General features: G+C 64.6%; 17 protein-coding genes. 12 read left to right on the top strand and 5 right to left on the bottom strand.

Features of this window, described 5'->3' with window-relative positions:
* The first annotated feature begins 17 nt into the window (after window positions 1-17).
* The 3 genes from BLV49_RS06590 to BLV49_RS06600 all read left to right on the top strand — a co-directional run bounded on the left by BLV49_RS06590 (window position 18) and on the right by BLV49_RS06600 (window position 3382).
* Window positions 18-1019: a TRAP transporter substrate-binding protein gene (locus tag BLV49_RS06590; RefSeq protein WP_176980749.1), complete on the top strand. Its 1002-nt coding sequence runs from the start codon at window positions 18-20 to the stop codon at window positions 1017-1019.
* A 144-nt stretch (window positions 1020-1163) separates the two neighbouring features.
* The gene (locus BLV49_RS06595) at window positions 1164-2507 is read left to right on the top strand and encodes an NAD(P)H-dependent oxidoreductase (protein WP_091181661.1); all 1344 of its coding nucleotides are present in this window, start codon (window positions 1164-1166) and stop codon (window positions 2505-2507) included.
* Window positions 2504-3382 (top strand): NAD(P)-dependent oxidoreductase, encoded by an 879-nt coding sequence (locus BLV49_RS06600; protein ID WP_091181664.1) that lies wholly within the window; start codon window positions 2504-2506, stop codon window positions 3380-3382. Before BLV49_RS06595 ends, BLV49_RS06600 begins: the two co-directional genes overlap by 4 nt.
* Window positions 3383-3473: 91 nt before the next feature.
* Here BLV49_RS06600 and BLV49_RS06605 read toward each other — a convergent pair whose 3' ends face one another.
* From BLV49_RS06605 to BLV49_RS06615, 3 genes are read right to left on the bottom strand one after another with little or no spacing between them, the layout of a single operon-like run.
* Window positions 3474-4166: a GntR family transcriptional regulator gene (locus BLV49_RS06605; RefSeq protein ID WP_091181666.1), complete on the bottom strand. Its 693-nt coding sequence runs from the start codon at window positions 4164-4166 to the stop codon at window positions 3474-3476.
* A 42-nt stretch (window positions 4167-4208) separates the two neighbouring features.
* Window positions 4209-5000: an SDR family NAD(P)-dependent oxidoreductase gene (locus BLV49_RS06610; protein ID WP_091181669.1), complete on the bottom strand. Its 792-nt coding sequence runs from the start codon at window positions 4998-5000 to the stop codon at window positions 4209-4211.
* 16 nt (window positions 5001-5016) lie between these two features.
* On the bottom strand, window positions 5017-5901 hold the full coding sequence (locus tag BLV49_RS06615) for a sugar phosphate isomerase/epimerase family protein (protein WP_091181672.1): 885 nt from the start codon (window positions 5899-5901) through the stop codon (window positions 5017-5019).
* A 188-nt stretch (window positions 5902-6089) separates the two neighbouring features.
* On the opposite strand from BLV49_RS06615, the gene BLV49_RS06620 reads away from it, so the two are divergent.
* Window positions 6090-6440: a hypothetical protein gene (locus BLV49_RS06620; RefSeq protein WP_143033984.1), complete on the top strand. Its 351-nt coding sequence runs from the start codon at window positions 6090-6092 to the stop codon at window positions 6438-6440.
* 38 nt (window positions 6441-6478) lie between these two features.
* Here BLV49_RS06620 and BLV49_RS06625 read toward each other — a convergent pair whose 3' ends face one another.
* Entirely contained in the window at window positions 6479-7909 is a 1431-nt protein-coding gene (locus tag BLV49_RS06625) for an ATP-binding protein (RefSeq protein WP_091181678.1), read from the bottom strand.
* Window positions 7910-8308: 399 nt separating this feature from the next.
* Between BLV49_RS06625 and BLV49_RS06630 the strand changes: the two genes are divergently transcribed.
* A complete protein-coding gene (locus tag BLV49_RS06630; protein WP_143033985.1) occupies window positions 8309-8917 on the top strand; it encodes an Lrp/AsnC family transcriptional regulator in 609 nt (202 codons plus the stop codon).
* Between the two features lie 27 nt (window positions 8918-8944).
* On the opposite strand, the gene BLV49_RS06635 is transcribed toward BLV49_RS06630, so the two are convergent.
* On the bottom strand, window positions 8945-9823 hold the full coding sequence (locus BLV49_RS06635) for an AraC family transcriptional regulator (protein WP_245723558.1): 879 nt from the start codon (window positions 9821-9823) through the stop codon (window positions 8945-8947).
* 92 nt (window positions 9824-9915) lie between these two features.
* Here BLV49_RS06635 and BLV49_RS06640 point away from each other — a divergent pair, with 92 nt between their 5' ends.
* From BLV49_RS06640 to BLV49_RS06670, 7 genes are all read left to right on the top strand, one after another.
* Window positions 9916-11259, top strand: a complete 1344-nt coding sequence (locus tag BLV49_RS06640) for a cellulase-like family protein (RefSeq protein WP_218132601.1) — start codon at window positions 9916-9918, stop codon at window positions 11257-11259.
* A gap of 27 nt (window positions 11260-11286) precedes the next feature.
* Window positions 11287-12567, top strand: a complete 1281-nt coding sequence (locus BLV49_RS06645; protein ID WP_091181684.1) for an ABC transporter substrate-binding protein — start codon at window positions 11287-11289, stop codon at window positions 12565-12567.
* A complete protein-coding gene (locus tag BLV49_RS06650) occupies window positions 12564-13496 on the top strand; it encodes a carbohydrate ABC transporter permease (RefSeq protein ID WP_245723559.1) in 933 nt (310 codons plus the stop codon). The genes BLV49_RS06645 and BLV49_RS06650 overlap by 4 nt, the downstream gene beginning before the upstream one ends.
* Window position 13497: 1 nt before the next feature.
* Window positions 13498-14349, top strand: a complete 852-nt coding sequence (locus tag BLV49_RS06655) for a carbohydrate ABC transporter permease (protein WP_091181686.1) — start codon at window positions 13498-13500, stop codon at window positions 14347-14349.
* Window positions 14350-14357: 8 nt separating this feature from the next.
* Window positions 14358-16478: an alpha-galactosidase gene (locus tag BLV49_RS06660; RefSeq protein WP_091181689.1), complete on the top strand. Its 2121-nt coding sequence runs from the start codon at window positions 14358-14360 to the stop codon at window positions 16476-16478.
* 131 nt (window positions 16479-16609) lie between these two features.
* Window positions 16610-19564 carry a tetratricopeptide repeat protein gene (locus tag BLV49_RS06665; RefSeq protein WP_176980750.1) on the top strand — a complete coding sequence of 985 codons (2955 nt, stop codon included), beginning with the start codon at window positions 16610-16612 and terminating at the stop codon, window positions 19562-19564.
* Window positions 19565-19713: 149 nt separating this feature from the next.
* Complete coding sequence (locus tag BLV49_RS06670) at window positions 19714-20475, top strand: hypothetical protein (protein ID WP_143033987.1); 762 nt, start codon at window positions 19714-19716, stop codon at window positions 20473-20475.
* The last annotated feature ends 14 nt before the right edge of the window (window positions 20476-20489 follow it).

The raw sequence follows: 20489 nt of genomic DNA on the forward strand, positions 1-20489 counted from the left end.
CAATGAAAGGAAACACCATGCGTAAGACAGCACTCCTCGCTGGCGTCAGCATCGTCGCTCTCGCACTGACCGGCTGCTCTGCGAGCAGCTCGGGTGGAGCGGCCGACGACGGCGACAAGACCTATAAGCTCGTGCTCGGGCACGCCGGTTCAACGACTGACCCGCGCCAGTGGGCTTCCGAGCAGTTCGCTGACCGAATCGAGGAAGCGACCGACGGACGAGTGACGGTCGAAGTTCACTCCGACTCCACGCTCGGCACGTGGGAGGAGATGATCGACGGGCTCCAGATCGGCAGCGTCGACATCGTCATCGAATCTATGCTCGCCGTCGAGGCGTACACCGACGTCGCGTCCATCGAGACCACGCCGTTCCTCTACGACAGCAACGAGCAGTTCTTCGAGGTCTGGGAGGGTGATCTCGGCAAGGAGATCAAGACGGCCGTCACCGATGCCTCCGGCTATGCGCTGCTCGGCAACATGTTCCGAGGTTCACGCGAACTCAACACCAAAGAGCCCGTGACGACTCTCGATGAGCTCCAGGGCCTCACGATCCGCACGCCCAGCGCGCAGACGATGATCGACACGTGGAACGCGCTCGGCGCACGCGCCGAGGCACTCGCGTTCAACGAGGTCTACTCGGCGCTCGAGTCCGGCGTTCTCGACGGTCAGGAGAACCCGCTCGACGCGATCCTGTTCAACTCGATCCACGAAGTCGCTCCCAACATCACGGAGACCGACCACATGTACGCGAACTACCACTTCATCATGTGGGACGACGCGCTACAGGGCTACCCGGAGGACATCCGGAAGGCGATTGAAGACGTTGCCGCCGAAGTGGGCCAGGAGTACACCAAGAACACGGTGACGAACCTCGAGGACTACCGCACTCAGCTCGAGGACGGCGGCGCCACGTTCCACCAGCTGAAGGATCGCGAGAAGTGGGTCAAGGCGACGCAGCCCGTCATCGATAGCCTGCCCGCACAGGTTCAGGACTGGGTCAAGCAGATCCGCTCCATGTAGTTCAGACCCCTGGGGGCCCGTTCCGACGGGCCCCCAGCCCCTTTCTTCCGCAACTGTGCACGCTCTGCGCACAGTGCGCAGCCCGGCATGCCCGCCGACTGACTCAACCGACCCGCGCGTGAGCGCCTTCACCAAGGAGAAAAAATGAACCTGCACGAGCTGCTGCGCGAACGAGAGGCCGCGGGCGATCCCATTCGCGTCGGCCTGATCGGCTCCGGCCGCTTCGGCACCATGTACCTTTCCCAAGCGCGGAACATCCCGGGTGTTCGTGTTGCAGCCATTGCGGACATCAACACGGCTCGCGCGAGAGAATCCCTCGCTCGCGTCGATTGGCCCGAGGACTCGATCGTCGACTCGGTTGATGATCTGACCGAAGGGAAGACCGCCGTCATCGCCGACGCAATGGACCTGTTCCGGACTGACATCGACGTAATCGTCGAAGCGACCGGAAACCCGATCGTCGGAATCAAGCACGCTCTCGCGGCATTCGATTCGGGGAAGCACGTCATGATGGTCACGGTCGAGGCTGACGCTCTCGCCGGCCCCGCCCTCGCACGTCGCGCGAAGGAAGCCGGGGTTGTCTACTCCATGGCGTTCGGCGATCAGCCCGCACTCATCTGGGAACTCGTCGACTGGGCGCGCACGAGCGGCTTCGATGTGGTCTGCGCCGGCAAGGGCGCGAAGTACCTCCCCGGCTACCACCAGATGAACCCCGACAATGTGTGGGAGCACTGGGAGTTCTCCGACGAACTGAAGAAGTCCGGCCAGCTCAATCCCTACATGCACACCTCTTTCCGCGACGGCACAAAGGCAGCGATCGAGATGGCCGCTGTCGCCAATGCGGCGGCTCTCGTGCCGAGCGACGAGGGAATTACGTTCACGCCTGGAAACCTCGAAGAGATTGCCACGGTCTGCCGTCCCAAGGAGGCCGGTGGCGTCCTTGCTCACGAGGGCACCGTGGACGTCATGTCCAGCTACACGCGCGACGGTGACTGGATTCCTCACAACACGCAAGAGGGCGTCTTCGTCGTCGTCAAGGCGACGAACGCGTACGTTGCGGAGTGCTTCAAGGAGTACCCATGGCACCCGGACCCCACCGGTCAGTACGCTGCCCTCTACCGGCCCTATCACTACGTCGGGCTCGAGCTGAACATCTCGATCGCCAACGCTGTCCTTCGTGGAGTGGCGACCGGCACCGCCGTCGGCTTCACGGCCGACGTCGTCGCGACGGCGAAGAAGGATCTCAAGGCCGGCGACACCCTCGACGGCGAAGGCGGGTACGCCGTCTACGGCAAGCTCGTCTCAGCGCGCACGTCGGTCGCAGAAGGCTACCTGCCGGTCGCACTTGCACACCACGTGCCCCTGAACCGCGACATCGCGCAGGGAGAAAGCGTGCGGTGGGACGATGTCGTCGTCGACGAATCGCTCGCCCAGGCGATCGCCTTGCGCCGCGAGACCGAAGCGCTGGCTGCAGTCCCCGTGTCATGAGCACTCGGCTCAGTCTCATCGGCCTCGGGGCCATGGGCCTGCCGATGGCCCGCCTTCTGGCGAAGCGCGGGCCCATCACGGTGCACAACAGAAGCCGGTCGCGGGCGGAAGCGCTCGCGGCCGAGCTGCCCGCGGCTGGCGTCGCTCAGACGCCAGCCGCGGCGGCTGCCGAAGTGGTTCTGACGGTCTTGCCCGACCTGCCCGATGTCCGGGCGGTGCTCGACGGCCCGGACGGTCTGCTCGCCGGATGGCAACGCGACTCGATCGACCGTCCCCTGCTTGTCGTGATGGGGACCGTCTCTCCTGTGGAATTACGCGAGCTCGCGAGTGATCTCGCCTCGCATGGTGTCGACGTTGTCGATGCGCCCATCTCCGGTGGCGTGCTCGGTGCGGCAGCGGGAACACTGAGCGTCTTCGTCGGCGGAACGCCCGAACAGGTGGAGCTTCTTGCCGATGTGCTCGAACCGTGCGCCGGCAGGGTCACGCGCATGGGCCCCGTCGGTTCAGGGGCAACTGCGAAGTTGTGCAATCAGCTCGTCGTCGCTTCGACCGTCGCCGCTCTCTCCGAGTCGTTCGCCTTGGCCCGAGCCAGCGGCATCGACGCGAGCACGCTCGCCGATGCACTCGGCTCAGGCCTCGCGGCCAGCGAAGTGCTGCGGCAGAAGCGAGAGCACTGGATCAGCGAGAGCTTCGAACCGGGTGGGACAGTCGACTACCAGGTGAAGGACTTGCGCTATGCGAAGCAATCAGCTGATGCCGTCGGTCTGAATATGAGGGCCGCGAAATCGGTGCTGGAACTGTTCCAAGCATCGAAGGATGCCGGTGACGGCGGCCTCGATCACACCGGTGTCTACCGTCAAGTGATTCGGGACTGAGATTCGTGCGGGCGCCGCTCTATGGGTGGCGCCCGCTATCGTCACGCGTCGATTCGTAGCGGTCAGAGCGCCGACGGGGCGCATTTGACGCTTACGCGTGTGCTTCGAGCGCCTCAAGCTGCGTCGTGATGGCGGTGCACGCTGCATTGTTGTGCTCCCGCAACACCTCGCGAGCCTTGCTCGCATCCCCCGAAGCGATCGCATCGAGGATCGGCGCATGCCGACTTGCGGCCATGTTGGCGATGGCGGTGTCTCGTCCGGCCGCAGTGATGCTTGCCCGGGCGAGGCCGCTCACGCGGCGCCAGGATTCTACGAGGATGTGGTTGTCGCTGGCGCGGCAGATGGCCTCGTGGAACGCCAGGTCGGCCGCGACCTGATCAGCGATGGGGCCGCGCTCGCTCTCCTCGAGTCGCTGGAGCGCGCCGCGAAGGGTGACGACGACATGATCGAGGTCATCCCGCGCGCAAACTGATTCACAGGCGAGCGACTCGAGCGCGAAGCGCACGTCGAAGATATCCCGCACTTCCGCTGGCGTGACGATCCGCACCGAAAGGCGTCCGCGAGCGTCCTTTGTCAGAAGGCCTTCCTCCTCTAGCGCGCGAAGCGCCTCGCGGAGGGTGCCTCGGGAGACGCCGAGTGATGCGCTCAGTTCCGTCTCCGCGAGGTGGGTCCCTTGAGCGAGCTCTCCGGTCGTCACAGCGGAGCGGAGGCGGTCGAGTATGAGCTCTCGTCGAGTCAGGCGCTCGATGGCGCCGAGTGAGCTGAATTGGGCATCGAGGGCCATGGGTGTCATCGTATCCGAAGGAAGGTCATTTGCCGGGCCGCATCAATGCAGGTGGCTTGCGCCGTTGATGTCGATGTTCGTGCCCTGGAGGTAGGCCGCTTCCTCGCTCGAGAGGAAAGAGAAGACGGCCGCGATCTCGGACGTCGTTGCGACACGACCGAGCGGAATGTCGGCGGCGAGTCGTGCTTCCGACTCCGGCGTCGCGCCCACTCGAATGTTCGTGTCGACGGCCCCCGGAGTGACCGAGTTGATCGTGACGCCGGAATCCGCGATCTCACGTGCGAGCGCCTTGGTGAAGCCGAGAATGGCGGCCTTCGCTGCCGAATATGGGACTTTGCCGAACACACCGCCTCCGCGTTGCGCCGAGACCGAGGACATGTTGACGATCCGGCCCCAACCGGCGTCGAGCATTCCCGGGAGGAACGCCTTCGTCACCAGGTACGTGCCCGTCGCATTGACCGACATGACCTTGTTCCAGAGATCGAGCGACGTCTCGAGAAACGGCACAGGAGAGGTGATTCCTGCGATGTTCGCCAATGCACCGACGGTAGGAATGCGGCCGGCTTCGACCTCCGCGTGAACGGCCCCGTATGCCTCGGCCACAGAAGCCTCGTTGGCGACATCGACTGACGTGCCGAAGGCCGCAACTCCATGCTTCTGCCCGATCGCCTCGGCGACCTGAGACGCGCGCGCGGCGTCCAGATCCAGGATGACGACGGCCCAGCCGTCTTGTGCGTAGCGCTCGGCGACGGCCATGCCGATGCCTCGCTCAGAGGTGGCACCGGTGATGACTGCTGTCTTGTCCCGATTCGAGACGACGGTGGAGTCTGACATTGATAAACGTTCCTTCTCAGTTGGTGGGTTGCATCGAAGCGACCATCGCTTCGCGCAGACGGTTCAGGGACTGGCTGGCCACGGCTCGGAGTTCCTCACGACGCTTCGAATCGGCCACGGCGGTCGCGTCCTGCTCATAGGCGCGACTGGGCTGTTCAAGAATGAGCCCACCGCTGTAACCGATGTCGTCGAGAGCCGAAAACGTCGATCCGAAGTCGACGCTGCCCTCTCCGATGCGGCGGCTGAAGTCGCCGACAACCGCGTCCCGCAAGTGAACGTGCGAGATCCGGTCGCGCCATGCCGCGATCGTCGCGTTCAGGTCGTCGCCGGCTGCGGTGACATGGGCGACATCGAGCACGATCCCGATGTCGAGGCCGTCCGAGTCGAAGCGCTCGTGCAGTGCGTCCGCCCGGCCTCGGCCCCAGCCGAAACGCAAGAAGTGCAGCGACTCCACCCAGAGTTGCACGCGATGGTCGCGGGCCATTGCGGCGGCATGTGAAAGCTCACGATGAATGCGATCGAGGTCAGCTTCTTCATCGTCGATCGGTTCATGTCCCAGTGCGCCGGCGGGGAGAACCAGGGCCTCCGCACCGATGGCGGCGGTGAGCCGAAGCAACCGGTCGAGGTGTTCGGCGCGAGCGGCTCCGTCGAACTGCGTTGCATTGAGATCACCGACGTCGCCGTTGACGCTCCGAACTCGGAGGCCGCTTGCGGCGATCTCAGTGGTGACCGTCTCGATCGCCGCGTCGTCGAGCGTGTAGGGCACGTGATCACATACGCCGGGTAGTGCCCCGAGGTCGATCTCCTCTACGCCGAGCGCCGCGATCTCAGTCAGCGCCTCGGCGAGTGGAAGGTGCTGGAACGTGATGGTGGAGCAGCCAAGACTCTTCGGTGCCTCCATCAGTCCTCCTCGCCTTCGTAGTCGCGCGCTTCCCTCATTGTAGGCTGTTCAACTGTTGACAATCAACATGACGGCATTTCGGCGCCGGCCCTCGGTCATGCCGGTACGCCAACGAGGATTAGCACCGCGGGTCTACCGGGGTTGAGTCGCGAAACGGATGGCGCATCAACGGAGCGGGCGGAACGGTGATGTGTGACGGTGAACGGATGCTGCGGGCGCAGCACGTCGGCGAGCAGTCGGTGAAGACTCCGGATGCCGCTGACGCTGGCGTTCTGCGCAAGATCGCCGGCTCGCTTGCCGAATTCGTCGCTGTGCTGCGTTCCGGAGAGACGCCCTCGGGCGAGATCCGCTCGAACGTCTACAGTCTGGCCATGGTCGAGGCAGCAGTCCGCCCGGCCGACACGGGAGCCCGCGTCAGCGTAAGCGATGTGCTTGCGGAGGCGCAACGGGCTGTGCTCGCCGCGGAGATGCGCGACGACGTGCGAGCGGAGTTGGAGGGGAGTGAGGCGTTGCCTCCACCCGCGTCGGTCCTCCTGTGAGCCGTGGCAGCCCGTCTTCTACATGCGGAGCTTAGTGTCTACTGCACTGTCGATGCCGCGCTCCAGGAAGCGCGAGGATCGCGAGCGCTCTTGCCCTCCCAGGTGACGAGACCTTCAGTGCGGAGAGCATTTAGTTGCTTCAGCACGGTTGGTCGTGACCTGTCGAGGGCAAGCGCGATTTCGCCCGTGCCGAATGCGCGGCCAGTTTGCTCAAGAAACGTGAGCACCTCAGCGGAGCCCTTGGGAAGTCGCTTTGCGACCGTGGAATCGAGCCTCGTTGTGGCGCGAAGTGTCAGTCGCACGGATGCTGCAGTCTGCTCGAATATGGGATCGGTGAGATCGAGGCGGCGCATCTCGGTGAACATGCGGCGAATACCTTCGCCGAGTTCTTGCGTCAGACCCATATCAGAACACACCCGTGCGATTCGAGGATTGCGGGAGTAACGGGGGATCTCCAACGGCTTGGATGGATCGGCCAAGCCGGGGAACCGCCCCGGAGAAGTAATCTCGATTCGATTCGGGAACAACTCTACGCGAATGTGATCACCGACAAGGCTGTACGAGCGGTGCACCGTGGCGTTGACAAGCCCCTCAAGCCAAGCCGCTTGGGGAACGATCGAGGTATCGGTGAAACGGCCGGAATCGCTGAGAATGCGTCGCTGTGGCATCCACTCCGCTATTACTTCCTGCGCTTCGATGACGGACTTGAGAAGCGGTCCCGAAATGCGGATGTCTCGACCTGACTGCAACGACTGAGAGGCGCCCTCGCCGCGGGAATTCTCGAGGTAGGAGACCACTCGGATATTCGCGTTCGGAAACAGTCGCTCAGGATCCGTCGCGAAAAGTAAGTAGGCGGCGTTAGTCAGCCGGCTATCGCGTGTCAGCAGGTGCCTTGCGAACAGGCTGCGCTCAGGCGACGGGTGGCCGATCGTCGATGCGAAGGCCTCGATGAGTTCGCTGTCTAGTTCTTCGAGGTCAGCGTCAGCTACCTCGCTTTCGAATGTGACAGCGGTTCGATCAAACATGAGTTCGCGTTCTTGAACATAGTTGAGCTTCAGCGTCGAGTCCCCTGCGCGAATGTAAGTTGACTCATCGGTCGCCCGATGCAGTTGACTGCTTGGCTCTACGCTGAAGGCCAAGACGGTTTGCGGTAGACCGTTCGCATCTTCCACGGTGACGTCGGTGACTTTCGCTCGGACAGGTGGGACGACCATCTCAATGGGGACGCGTCTCAGTCGATTAGCGACATCGGGATGCTTTTCGAGACCCTCGATGTTTCCGTCGTGGATTCCGACGATAAGGGAGCCGCCCTCAGCATTTGCGAAGGCGATCAGGGCCCTTGCGACCGCTTTCGTATCGACACGGACACTCTTGCGTTCGTACCACTGGCTTTCGGGTTCCTTGATCAATCGCTCGGCACGTGCTTGCGGCGGTAGCTCCAACACGCGTTCGATATCGAATCCAGCCATGCTCTAAAGCTACTCTAAAGGTTTATCAGTAGGCCATATGGCCTAAAAACAGGGCCAACCGGACACATTTCACGACTACTCGAAAGGCACTGTAAACGCTAACCGGAAGCCGAGGACTGAGTCGCGAAGGTGCTCGTAGCAGCTGCGACCAGGAATACCTGACATGGCCATCCGTGCCTTCGACGCCGCCCGCTACGTGCTCGATGCGGACCCGGTGTCTGTGTACTGCGAAGGGCGGTAGCCGGACCTCAGCTGGTTCGACGGCGTATCGAACGCGACGGCCATCTTCGAGTTCGAGGGTGGAACCCGCTAGGCCTATACGGGAGGGGATCTGACTACTACGAATTGCTCACGGAAAAGATCCCATCGATCGACGGAGTGCGGGCAATCGAGAGCAGAATGGTCCTCGAATCGGCGCGCCTCGGCGTCGCCTGGCGGCTCCCCCGGCTGCGCTCGGATCAGGCCGATGCGCTCACGGAGCATCGGGTCGCGGCCACGAGTCCCCAAATTTCCAATATCGGCAATTTGAGCGACGTTGAGTTCGCCACGAAGCGAGAACTCGGACGTGATGCACGAATCTCCGCAGCCGAGGTTGGCCGCATCCTCCACGTTTCGAGTTCGACGGCCGCGCGTGCGATACGGACCTTACTCCAATCGGGTGCTGTGGTTCCGCGGGTTGAGATCGAGCCGGCGGTTGTGGGATATCCGTTGCTGACTGCTGTCTCTCTCGATGTGAAGCCTCGGGCGATCGGCGCCGTCGTCGACACGCTGGCTCAACATCCATCCGCGCGGATGATCAGCACGGTAACGGGGGCTTCGTCGATCTCGTTTCATGGCGTCTTTGCGGGGCCGGTCGAGTTCTCGCAGTTTCTGAAGGATGACCTCGGCGCCCTTCCCAGCGTTCGCACCATGAGCAGTGCCGTTGGTCTAAGGATCGCAAGACGCTACTGGCACGATCGCGATGGCTTCCGCATCGGAGACCAGGTTCCGAACGTCTTGCGCCGGTAATCGTGAAGGAAGGTTCCCAAGCGCCCGTCACAGCGCGTCGCGCATCACGTGACGCCGGAAATCCCTCGGTGAAATGCCGTTGACTGAGCGAAACTGGCGAGAGAAGTAGAACGCGTCCGCGTAGCCGACCCGTTCGCCGACCTCAGCAATGGTGGCGGAAGTCGTCATGAGTAACTCGCGAGCTCGCGCGCTCCGAAGGCGCTTGATGTACTCGGTAACCGTCATGCCGGTCGACGACTTGAACAATGCCGAGAAGTGAGAACTGCTGACGGCCGCCATGCGAGCGAGTTCCGGCACAGTGAGGTTCGAGGTGAGGTTCGCCCGAAGATAGTCCTGAACCTCCTTGATCCGATCGGACGGATCCGCATGCCCGCGTAATCGGTCTGCGGCTAGGTGAGCGAACAGTTGCCACGCGAGTCCTGCCGCATCGAGCAGCGTCGCGCTCGTATCATCAATCTCGAGTGTGTCGATCACGCGCTCGACCAGACTCGTTGCTGAGCGAGTGTCTCTCAGCCGCAGAACCGGGTCGTTTCCGGCGCCGATGATGACACGGGCGAGTTCATCTGCGTCGGGCCCTGTCGCGTGTAACCACCAGATACTCCATGGGTCTTCAACATCGGCGATGTATTGGTGCGCAGACCTGGCTGGGATGATCGCTGCGTCGTCGGCCGTGACGACATACTCAATACCGTCGACCGTAAGTCGGCCACTACCCCCGGTGCAGATGATCACGATCGTTTCAGCGGCCCCTCGCGGCCGAATTCGTCCGTGCGCAGCAGCGTGTGGAAAGTATCCAGCATCCGTGACAAGGAATCGCTTTGTGACGGGGGACTTGCGCGCTACATCCACGGTCGGTCGTGCTAAAACTCGGAAGCGCTGGCCGGGGAAGCCGTCTCGAAGCAGCATGCGCTCACGCTACTCTGATTCAGAGAATTGTCCATATGGGTTCAGAGAAACGCCCATTCCGCGGGCGCACGAGCCTCCCTACGATTCGAGGTATGCCCATCGACGCGCACACGACGGAAGCCGCAGGACAGTACCGGCCGGTCCCGGTCGGATCTCATCTCCCCGACAGGCTCACGATCTGCTTGTGGGACTTCTCTTGGTACGTCCGTTCGGGCGAGGGGGAGCCGTTCGAAGATCTCGACGCCGCAGCGGCGCAGACGGTCGAGCGGGGCTACAACACCGTTCGCGTGTGCGCGATGCCGTTCCTCTTGTTTGGTTCTGGGCTCGACACGACCGACGTCGAGCTGGACCGACTCGGTGACGAGTACGGCCAAGGGGTGCGTTGGTACGACGTCAAGGCGCCCACACGGTTCGACGGTCGCGCAAAGCTGATCGAGCTCTTCGAAGTCTGCAAACGGCACGGCCTGTTCATCATTCTCTCCTCGTGGGAGTACCAGCAGTCCTCATCGTTCGCGACGGCGAGTGACTGGTGGGAAGCGCTTGACAGCGTTGACCCGGAGGATCGACCCGAACTTCTTGCGGAAGCCTTCGCCGAACTTATTGACTTCGTGTCAGAGCACGGCCTCGACGATCGCATCGCCTTCACGGAGCTGCACAACGAAGTCGCCACGGGCCACCTCGCCGATGGCCTCGAGGCGGGCACCGCGAACGACCTGGTGATCGCTCTCGAACCTCGGCTGAGTCGCGGTCTCGCCCGATTCCATGAGTTGCAGCCGACGCAACCGGTGACGGTGAACTACTCACGGGTGCCCGTCGGTGCGTTTCGCGGCATCCCTCGCGAGATTGACGTCTTCGTCACACATCCTTACGTGTACGGCGTGCTGAACGAGGTCACCGAGTCCTTCGACTTGCGTGGCAGCCTCGCGGACTTCCCTCGCGCCGCCGTCGACGCGGCGGGCCTGTTGCGCGAAGGCGCGCCGCCTGCCACCGAGTGGGTGATTCCCGACGAGGCCGCGTGGAAGATGGACGCCACGATCGTCGGCAAGCCCGAGATCTTCCTGCACGACTGGGTGAACGCCGATGCGTTCGATCGGTACCTCTACGAGAGGTACGAGTCTCATCGCGTCGAGATGGATCGAGTGCTCACGCTCTGGCTTGAAGCGGCGGCGGATTTTGCAGCATCCCGTGGCATACCCTTCGCCTTCGGCGAGGGCTGGGTCGGTTATACGCCGCTGCGCGGAAGCTTCGAGGAGGGTCCGGTCGGAGCGGAGTACTGCCGCTTCGCCGTGCGCGAATCGGCTCGCGTCGGCGCGTGGGGCACGATCGTCTGCTCGAATGCGGCCGCATCACCCGATGTGGAGCGACATCAGGTTGCAACGCGAGTGCAACGACTACTTCATTTCACAACGCACCAGATAACCCCCATCACCGTTTGACCTTTTCATCCGTCAAGGAGGACGACAATGAACACCACAGCCCAGCTCAGCAGGAGGGGACTTCTCACCGGCGCGCTCGCCATCGGCGGTGCCTCGCTTCTCACCTCGTGCGCGACGTCAGGCTCGACCGGCGGCGCAGCCGGTGGGGCCGGCATCACGCTGCAGTCTTCGCTGTCAGATCCGGCACCGAAGAAGGCGCTCGAATCACTCGTTAAGGCATACAAGGGCGATGTCACCCTCAACACCGTCGCGATCGAGCAGTTCCGGGCTCAGCTATCGACGTACCTGACCTCGGGAAATCCGCCGGACGTGCTCACGTGGTACGCCGGCTCGGTAGCCCGCGACTACGCCAGCAACGGCTACTTGCTCGACATCTCGGACCTGTGGGAGGGCAGCGGACCCGCGGCAAACTACTCGCAGGCGCTCAAAGACCTCTCGACGGGCGATGACGGCAAGCAGATCTTCATGCCGACGAACTACTACTGGTGGGGCGTCTTCTACCTCAAATCCTCGTTCAAGAAGTGGGGCGTGAGCGAACCGCAGTCGTGGGACGACTTCATCTCCCTCTGTGAAAAGCTCAAGGCCCAGGGCATCAACCCGCTCGCGAACGGCATCGGCTCGACGCCCTGGATGGCATCCGGCTGGTTCGACATCCTCAACCTGCGTGTCAACGGCGCCGAGTTCCACAAGGAGCTGCTCGCGGGCAAGCACTCGTTCGACAGCACCGAGGTGAAGAACGTGATGAAGTACTACGCGCAGCTCATCCCGTTCTTCGACCCGAACATGACCTCGTATGCGTGGCAGGATGCCGTCACGCCTCTCGTGCAGGGGAAGGATGCGATGTACCTCACCGGTGCGTTCATCAGTCAGAACATCACCGGCGGCGAACCGGACGACCTCGACTTCTTCACGGTTCCGGTGATCGACTCGTCGATCCCGAAGGCGGAGGAAGCGCCGACAGACGGATACTTCGCCAGCGCGAAGACCAAGGACGTGAAAGCAACGAAGAAATTCCTGAGCTACCTCGCGAGCGCCGAGTCGCAGCAGAAGTTCATCGAGGACTCGAACTCGTCGAACCTGCCTACCTCGCCGGACGTGGACACGAGCAAGTTCTCGCCGCTCGTGCAGAAGGGCCTCAAGATGCTCGGTGAGACGGAGCAGATCACGCAGTTCTTCAACCGTGACTCCTCCGACGCGCTGCAGACCACCGCCGACACCGCGCTCACGAAGTTCCTCGCCAAGCCGGACGACGTTGATTCGATCCTGAAGGACTGGGAGACGGCCGCGAAGAAGGTTCTCGACTCGTGACAACCGCTGTGGACACGGCATCCGCTGACACGAGGGCGATCGTGCGCGGGCGGCACCACCGCTCGCTGCGTCGCGTGCCGCCCGTGGTGTGGGCATTCCTGCTCATCCCGCTCGCGGTCGAGATCGGCCTCGTGTTCTGGCCCGCTATCAACAGCTTCTACATCGCCCTCACGAAGTGGAACGGGGCCGGGGCGCCGGAGTTCATCGGGCTGCAGAACTTCATCGCCCTCGGTTCCGACCCGATCTTCAAGCAGGCCCTCGTCAACAACGTGATCTGGGTCGTCGGCTTCGGTGGAGCATCGGTGGTCATCGGCATGTGCCTCGCCCTCGCTCTGAACAAGCCGCGGCGCGGTGTGGGGCTGTACCGCAGCGCGATCTACCTGCCGATGGTGTTCTCGCTCGCAGTGACCGGGCTCTTCTGGCGGCTGCTGTACCAGCCCGAGGGTGCGGTGAACACGATCCTCGGCGCCGTGGGTCTCGAATCGCTCGAGAAGCAGTGGCTCGCGGACCCGAAGACGGCGCTGTACGCGGTGCTTATCGCCGCCGTGTGGCGGCAGTGCGGCTACATCATGGTGCTCTACCTCGCGGGGCTCAAGGGCGTCGACCCTGCGCTCGAAGAAGCAGCGGCTATGGACGGCGCGAACGCGTGGCAGCGGTTCTGGAAGATCGTGATGCCGCAGCTGCGAGGGGTCAATTCCGTGGTCTTCGCCGTGACCGTCATCGATTCACTCCGCACGTTCGACATCGTGTGGGCGATGACCCGCGGCGGCCCCTACAACACGACACAGCTGCTGTCGACGTACATGTACCAGACGAGCTTCACCGTCGTGGACCTCGGCTACGGCTCCGCGATCGCCGTCGTGATCTTCCTCTTGGCGATCCTGTTCATCATCGGCTATCTCACCCGTGCGACGAAGGAGGACTTCTGACATGAGCGCACTACCCGCCGCGCCCGCACCTCGTCGCCGCTCGCGCGACACGGTCTTCCACGCCATCATGGCGCCGGTATCCCTGCTGTGGATCGCCCCGATGGTGTTCGTGGTGTTCGTCGCGTTCCGCTCCTTTGAAGACATCACGAGCAACGGCCTCGGCTCCCTTCCGCAGTCGTTCACGTTCGAGGGCTTCGTCACCGTCTTCACCGACGGCCTCGCGGGCGGCGCCGTCTGGAACAGCGTTATCGTCACGGCGTTCACGGTGCTCTTCTCACTGCTGTTCGCGTCGTGGGCGGCCTTCGCCCTCAGCAAGTTCGCGATCCCGTTCAATCGCGGCGTCCTACTCTTGATGCTCGCCGGCAACCTGCTCCCGCCGCAGATCCTGCTGATCCCGGTGGCCCGCATCTGCGAGAGCCTCGGCATCGCCGACACCCTGTTCGCTCTCATCGTCGTGCAGGTCGCGTTCGGCCTCGGCTTCTACACCTTCGTGCTCTACGGATTCATGCGCTCGCTTCCCGGTGAGATCTTCGAGGCCGCGCGCGTCGATGGCTCGGGTGAGCTTCGCACCTACCTGCAGATCGTGCTTCCGCTGTGCCGTCCCTCGCTCGCTGCCCTTGGAGCCCTCGCGACCACGTGGGTGTGGAACGACCTGCTGTGGGCGCTGACCGTGCTGCGCTCTGAGTCGAAGTTCCCCATCACGGCCGAGCTGCTGAACATCCAGGGTGGCTTCGTCAGCCAGTGGAACGTCGTCGCAAGCGGCGCGATCATCGCGGCGATTCCCACGGCGATCGTGTTCTTCATCTTCCAGAAGCAGTTCGTCTCCGGCCTCACCATCGGCTCGAACAAGTAAGGATCGCAATGTCACTGCAGTGGGTGCTTCGCACGCGCAACACCGACTACGGCGTGAGCGTGCTCCCCGATGGCTCCGGCGTCGTGCTCGACGGCTGGGGCGTGCACGGCGGCGTGCTCGAGAACTGGTCGGAGCCTGAACGGGAGTGCGGGTTCACGACGGCCGCCGACGTCACGCCGCTCGAGTACGCGAGCGACGGGCAGCGACACGGTGCGTTCAGCGAGCTTCTCGTGCGCCGCGGTGCCGGGCACAACGGTGCCGCCTGGACAGTGAAAAGTGACGAGATCCAATTCGAGACGAAAGGTGCCGGCGACCGACTGCTGGTTCCCCTCGTCGACGAGACCGCCGATCTGCGGCTTGAGCTGAACTTCGCGACGTCGTCACGTCACGACGTCGTGCGGCGCAGCATCCGACTAGTCAACGAGGGAAGCACTGACATCGAGCTTCCCCGCGCGTTCTCCGCCGGCTGGAACCTGCCGCTCGGCCAGCGCGTGCACGTCGACTACCTCGCGGGTTCGTGGGCGAGAGAGTTCCAGCGACGCTCCGTCGACCTTGGCTGGGGTGCGTTCTCGATCGGCAGCAGGCAAGGCGTCACCGGCCTGCAGTTCAGCCCCGTCGTGACGGTGACCGCGCTGCCGGGCGAGGACTCACCGGCCGTGCCGGAGGGCAGTGCATACGGCATCGCGCTCGACTGGAGCGGCTCGTGGCGGCTGCAGGTCGAATGCGGCTCGGTCGGCCGGCACGCGCGGGTGTCGTGCGGCGTCGACGATGACACGACCACGGTGCTGCTCGAGCCGGGACAAGCGTTCTCCTCGCCCGACAGCCTCGGCGTGTTCAGTGATGAGGGACCCGAGGGAGTCACGCGCGCATGGCACGAATTCCAGCGCGAGGAGCTCGCTCGAGACGCCAGTCCGCAGACGCGTCCCGTCGTATACAACTCGTGGATGGCGACATTGTTCGACGTCGACGTCGCGCACCAGAAGCAGCTGGCGGAGGTCGCGGCTTCCATCGGTGTCGAAGCGTTTGTCGTCGATGACGGCTGGTTCGTCGGCCGGACGAGCGACCGGGCAGGACTTGGCGATTGGACGCCCGATCCGGCGAAGTTCCCGCAGGGCCTCGGCGAACTCGCCGAACACGTCGCGGGCCTCGGCATGCGGTTCGGGCTGTGGATCGAACCCGAGTGCGTCAATCCCGACAGCGACCTGTACCGTGCCCACCCCGACTGGGTGTACCGGGCCGGCGATCGGCCGCTTGAGACCGTGCGGAACCAGTACGTGCTCGATCTCGGCCGCGACGAGGTCGTGGACTGGGTGGAGGACACGCTGCGCCGCCTACTCCAGTCGGCCCCCATCAGCTACCTCAAGTGGGACATGAACCGACCGGTCAGCGATGGCGGCCGCCCCGGAGACCCGCACGGTCGGGAATGGTCGCTGCAGCACACCCGCAACTACTACCGGGTCATGGAGATGCTGCGCCGCGAGTTCCCGCACGTGACGCTCGAGGCGTGCGCGAGCGGCGGCGGCCGCATCGACAACGCCGTGCTCGCCCGCAGCGACGTCGTGTGGACGAGCGACGAGGTCGGCGCGCGGGACCGCCTCGTGATCCAAGACGGCTTCCTCACCGCATACCCCTCGTGGGTGATGAGCTCGTGGGTCTCCGACGACGCCGGCCACCGTGACCGGCTCACGCCGAGCCTCGGTTACCGGTTCGCCGTCGCGATGTGCGGCGTGCTCGGCATCGGCTCCGACCTGCTCGCGTGGTCAGACGACGAGCGGGCGGCTGCATCGCGGATGGTCGACGCGTACAAGGCGCTGCGATCGGTGATCCACTATGGCGATGTGCGCACCCACGGCGACGTGGACGCCAACGGGTACTGCGTCGAATACCGGGGACCCGACGACGATCCGCGCAACGTCCTGTTCGTCTTCGACCGCGACAGGGACCGCACACGGGACCGGGATCGCGTGCGCGTGTACCCGAGCGGGCTGCGCGATGGCGTGACGTACATGGTCGAGGGAATCGGCGACGTCGTGACGGCGGCATCCGCTCGTACCCAGGGGATCGCGGTGCCGTTCGCCTGGGCCCCCGACGCCGACGTGCTCGTGCTCTCCCCGCGGGAGGCGCCGTGACGCCGACCCGGCACACCGACGACGACTGAGAACCCCACGTGCTTCCGCATCCGAACAGGCTGCGGCTCCCCATGCATGCCAGAAAACGCGCATTCGGTTTCCCCGGATGCCGCACAGGAAGGACCCACACCGTGACCGACACGAAGACCACGCGGCAACACGCGGCTCTGCTGCCCGAGGTGCCGGAACCCTTGCGGGCCCGCTCGGAGGCCGGCCACGCCGTCGCGTGGCTCGAGTCGGTGACCATTCCGACGTACGAGCCCGACGAGCCGGCCGATCACCCAATGTACCTCGACAACCGCGTGTACCAGGGGTCAAGCGGGCGGGTATATCCGATGCCGTTCGTCGAGGGCGTCTCCCGCACTCCCGTGCCGCGCGTGTGGCAGGCGGTGCACATCGATAACGCCTACGTGAGGCTCATGGTGCTGCCCGAGCTCGGCGGGCGGATCCACTCCGGCTACGACAAGACCACGGGCTACGACTTCTTCTACCGCAACTCGGTGATCAAGCCCGCGCTCGTGGGGCTCGACGGCCCGTGGGTGAGCGGCGGCGTCGAGTTCAACTGGCCGCAGCACCACCGCCCCGCCACATACTTTCCGACCGAGTTCACGATCGACCTCGACGACGACGGCAGCGCGACGGTGTGGTGCGGCGACCACGACCCGTTCGCGCGCATGCACGGCACGCACGGCATCCGGCTGCACGCCGACCGTTCCGTCGTCGAGATCCTCGCCCGGCTGCACAACCGAACGAGCGAGGAGCAGACCTTTCTCTGGTGGGCGAACGCCGCCGTGCGGGTGCACGACGAGTACCAGTCGTTCTTCCCCCAGGACGTGCGTTACGTCGCCGATCACGCGCGGCGCGCCATCACCGCGTTCCCGCGGGCGGACCGCCCGTACTACGGCGTTGACTATCAGGAGCGAGCGAAGAACCTGCCCGGGGCGGATCGCATCGACTTCTACCGCAACATCCCCGTTCCCACGTCGTACATGATCGTCGACACCGATGAGGCGTTTTTCGGCGGCTACGATCATGCCGCCGGCGCGGGCGTCGTGCACTGGGCGGACCGCCGGATCTCCCCCGGCAAGAAGCAGTGGACGTGGGGCAACTCGCCGTTCGGGCACGCCTGGGACCGCCACCTCACGGACGAGGACGGCCCCTACGTCGAGCTCATGGCCGGCGTCTACACCGACAACCAGCCGGATTTCTCCTGGCTGCAACCCGGAGAGGTCAAGCGGTTCTCGCAGTTCTGGTACCCGATCCCCGGGATCGGCGTCGCGCACCAGGCCACCGCTGACGCCGCCGTGCACGTTGACGTTGACTCGAGCACCGGATCGACTCGAGTCGATGCTGCGTTCGCCGTGACCCGGCCGACCGACGCACTCCTGCGTGCGCGCGACACGACGGGAACGGTGTACTCGGAACGAGCAGAGCGGATGCTGCCGGGCGACGTGGTGCGCATCGACGCGAAGCTACCTGCAGGCGTGTCAGCGAGCAGCATCCGCATGGAGCTCGTGGAGAACGGTGCCGTCGTGCTGCAGTGGAAGCTCGCCGACGCGGACGACGAGGAACCGTGGTCGGCGACAGAGCCGCCGCGACCGGAGGACATCGACAGCGTCGACGAGCTCTACCTCACTGGGCTCCACCTTGTGCAGTACCGACACCCCACGCGCTCACCGATGCCGTACTGGACCGAGGCGCTGCGCCGTGACCCGGGCGACGCGCGCGTGCACCTCGCCCTCGCAAAGCGCGAATACCATCGCGGTCGTTACCAGTCGGCACGCGAGCACGCGGAGGCGGCAGTCGCGCGGCTCACGGTGCGGAACGAGAACCTGCGCAACACCGAGGCGTACTACGTGCTCGGACTCATCCTCGCGCGGATGGGTGACGACGATGGTGCGCTCAAGCGGTTCGGCAAGGCGGGCTGGGATCGCACCTGGGCGGTGGCGGCGGGGTTCGAGTCGGCATGCATCCTGACGAGGCGTGGTGAGAGCGAGCAGGCGCTCGCCGACCTTGAACCGCTCATCGCTCACGGCGCCGAAGACCCGCGCGCAACCGCGCTGCGCATCGTCCTCCTGCGTCGGCTCGGGCGCAACGCGGACGCCGCACGAACGCTCGAACAGGTGCGGACCGAGAGCCGCGTCGATGACCTGCTCGACTACCTCGCGGATGGCATCCGTCCGGTCGACGGTGGTCTGCTCGTCGACCTGGCGCTCGATCTCGCAGCGTTCGGAGAGACGGATGCTGCGCTCGCCGTGCTCGACGAGGCGACCATGAGTCCGATCGTGCCCTCGGGGAGCGTGCGCCCCCTCGCGCACTATCTGCGAGCCCAGCTGCTCGAGCAGCTCGGACTGACAGGCGAGGCGGCCTCTGAGCGGCGACGAGGGCAACAGGCCGACGGACGCTGGTGCTTCCCGGTAGGCCTCTCCGCGCATGACGCCCTCACCGCGGCCGTCGCCGCGGATCCGAGTGACGGTGTCGCGAGGCTCCTGCTCGGCATGCTTCTCTACGACAATGGTCGGCGCGGCGAAGCGGTCGAGCAGTGGGATGCCGCGATCGCGGCCGGTCTCGATGACGCCGTGCTCTACCGGAACGCCGGACTTGCCGCATACAACGTCGTTGAAGATGACGACCTCGCCTGGCGGCACTACGAGCGAGCGCGCGAACTCGCCCCACGCGACGCTCGCTTGCTGCTCGAGCAGGACTTGCTGGCCGAGAAGCTTGGGCACTCGTCGGAGAGTCGGCTTGAGCGATTGGAGCTCAACCTCGACCTCGTCGCCTCCCGCGACGATCTCGCCGTGCGGTACGCGGTACTCCTCACCGAGGCGGACCGTGCCGACGAGTCGTTGCGGTGGCTCGAGTCACGGCAGTTTCAGCCCTGGGAAGGTGGCGAAGGCCTCGTTCTCGCTGCCTGGGACGCCGCGCGCTCTGCCCTCGGTATGCCGCAAGGGGAGCCGCCGCTGAGTCTGGGAGAGAAGCGACCGGAAGCGGTCGCGCCGGTCGCCGTTCACGACGACGGTCAGACCGACTATTTCGCGACGAGCCTGCCGGAGAACCTGCTCTTCCATCGAAGGGGAAGTCTGTGACAGCTACCGCAGTCGTGTGGCTCGAGGCTGGTCCCGTTCGGGCTGGCATCGTGCCCCGCCTGGGCGGTCGCATTCTGTCGCTCACGTACGAGGGGCACGAGTACCTCTGGCGCAACCCCGACCTCGTCGGAGACGATCTGCGTCCGCTCGTGGATCCGGTCGCTCTGCCTCGCGACGCAGGCTTCGATCAATGGCAGAACTGGGGCGGCGACAAGACGTGGCCGGGCCCGCAGGGGTGGTCAGGTCCAGGCGAGTGGCCCGGGCCGCCCGATGCAGTGCTCGACGCCGGCACATACGAGGTTGCGGAACACGAACCGGGCAGGCGGGTCGTTCTGGAGAGTGGCTACGACGAGCGCTCGGGACTGCGGATCTCGCGAGACATCGCCGTTGCTTCCGATGGTCTGGTGGTCACCTCGACCCTCACGAACTGCTCTCAGCACACGGTGCGGTGGGCGGCATGGGAAGTTATGCAGCTCGCATTCGACGAGGATGACGTGGACGACGCCAAGGCGGGTGTCTTCGTCGATGTCCATGACAATCGTGCGCCGCGCGTACTCTTCTCGCCTCTGGGGACGATGCGTGGGCATCAGGTCAACGATGAGACGATATGCGTCCCCTTCGCCGATGTCGTGGGAAAGCTGGGGTTCGAGAATGCGCGAGGCGACGTGCGATTCCGGCGGTCCGGCTTTCCCGAGATGTCGCTGCACTTCACGGTCGACGGCGGTGCCAACTATCCCGACGGCTGTCCGTTCCAGGTCTGGATGCAGACAGATGCTGACACGTCGCTGCCGGGGCTCGAGGGCCTCGACGCGACGGCGCGGCTTGTGGAACTCGAGCCGATGTCGGCGCTTATGAATATCGAGCCAGGGCGGAATGTCTTCCTGCAATGCGGTTGGACATTTGTAACCTAACCGCTGGTGTTGCG

It is taken from the genome of Paramicrobacterium humi (assembly GCF_900105715.1).
Lineage (GTDB): Bacteria > Actinomycetota > Actinomycetes > Actinomycetales > Microbacteriaceae > Paramicrobacterium > Paramicrobacterium humi.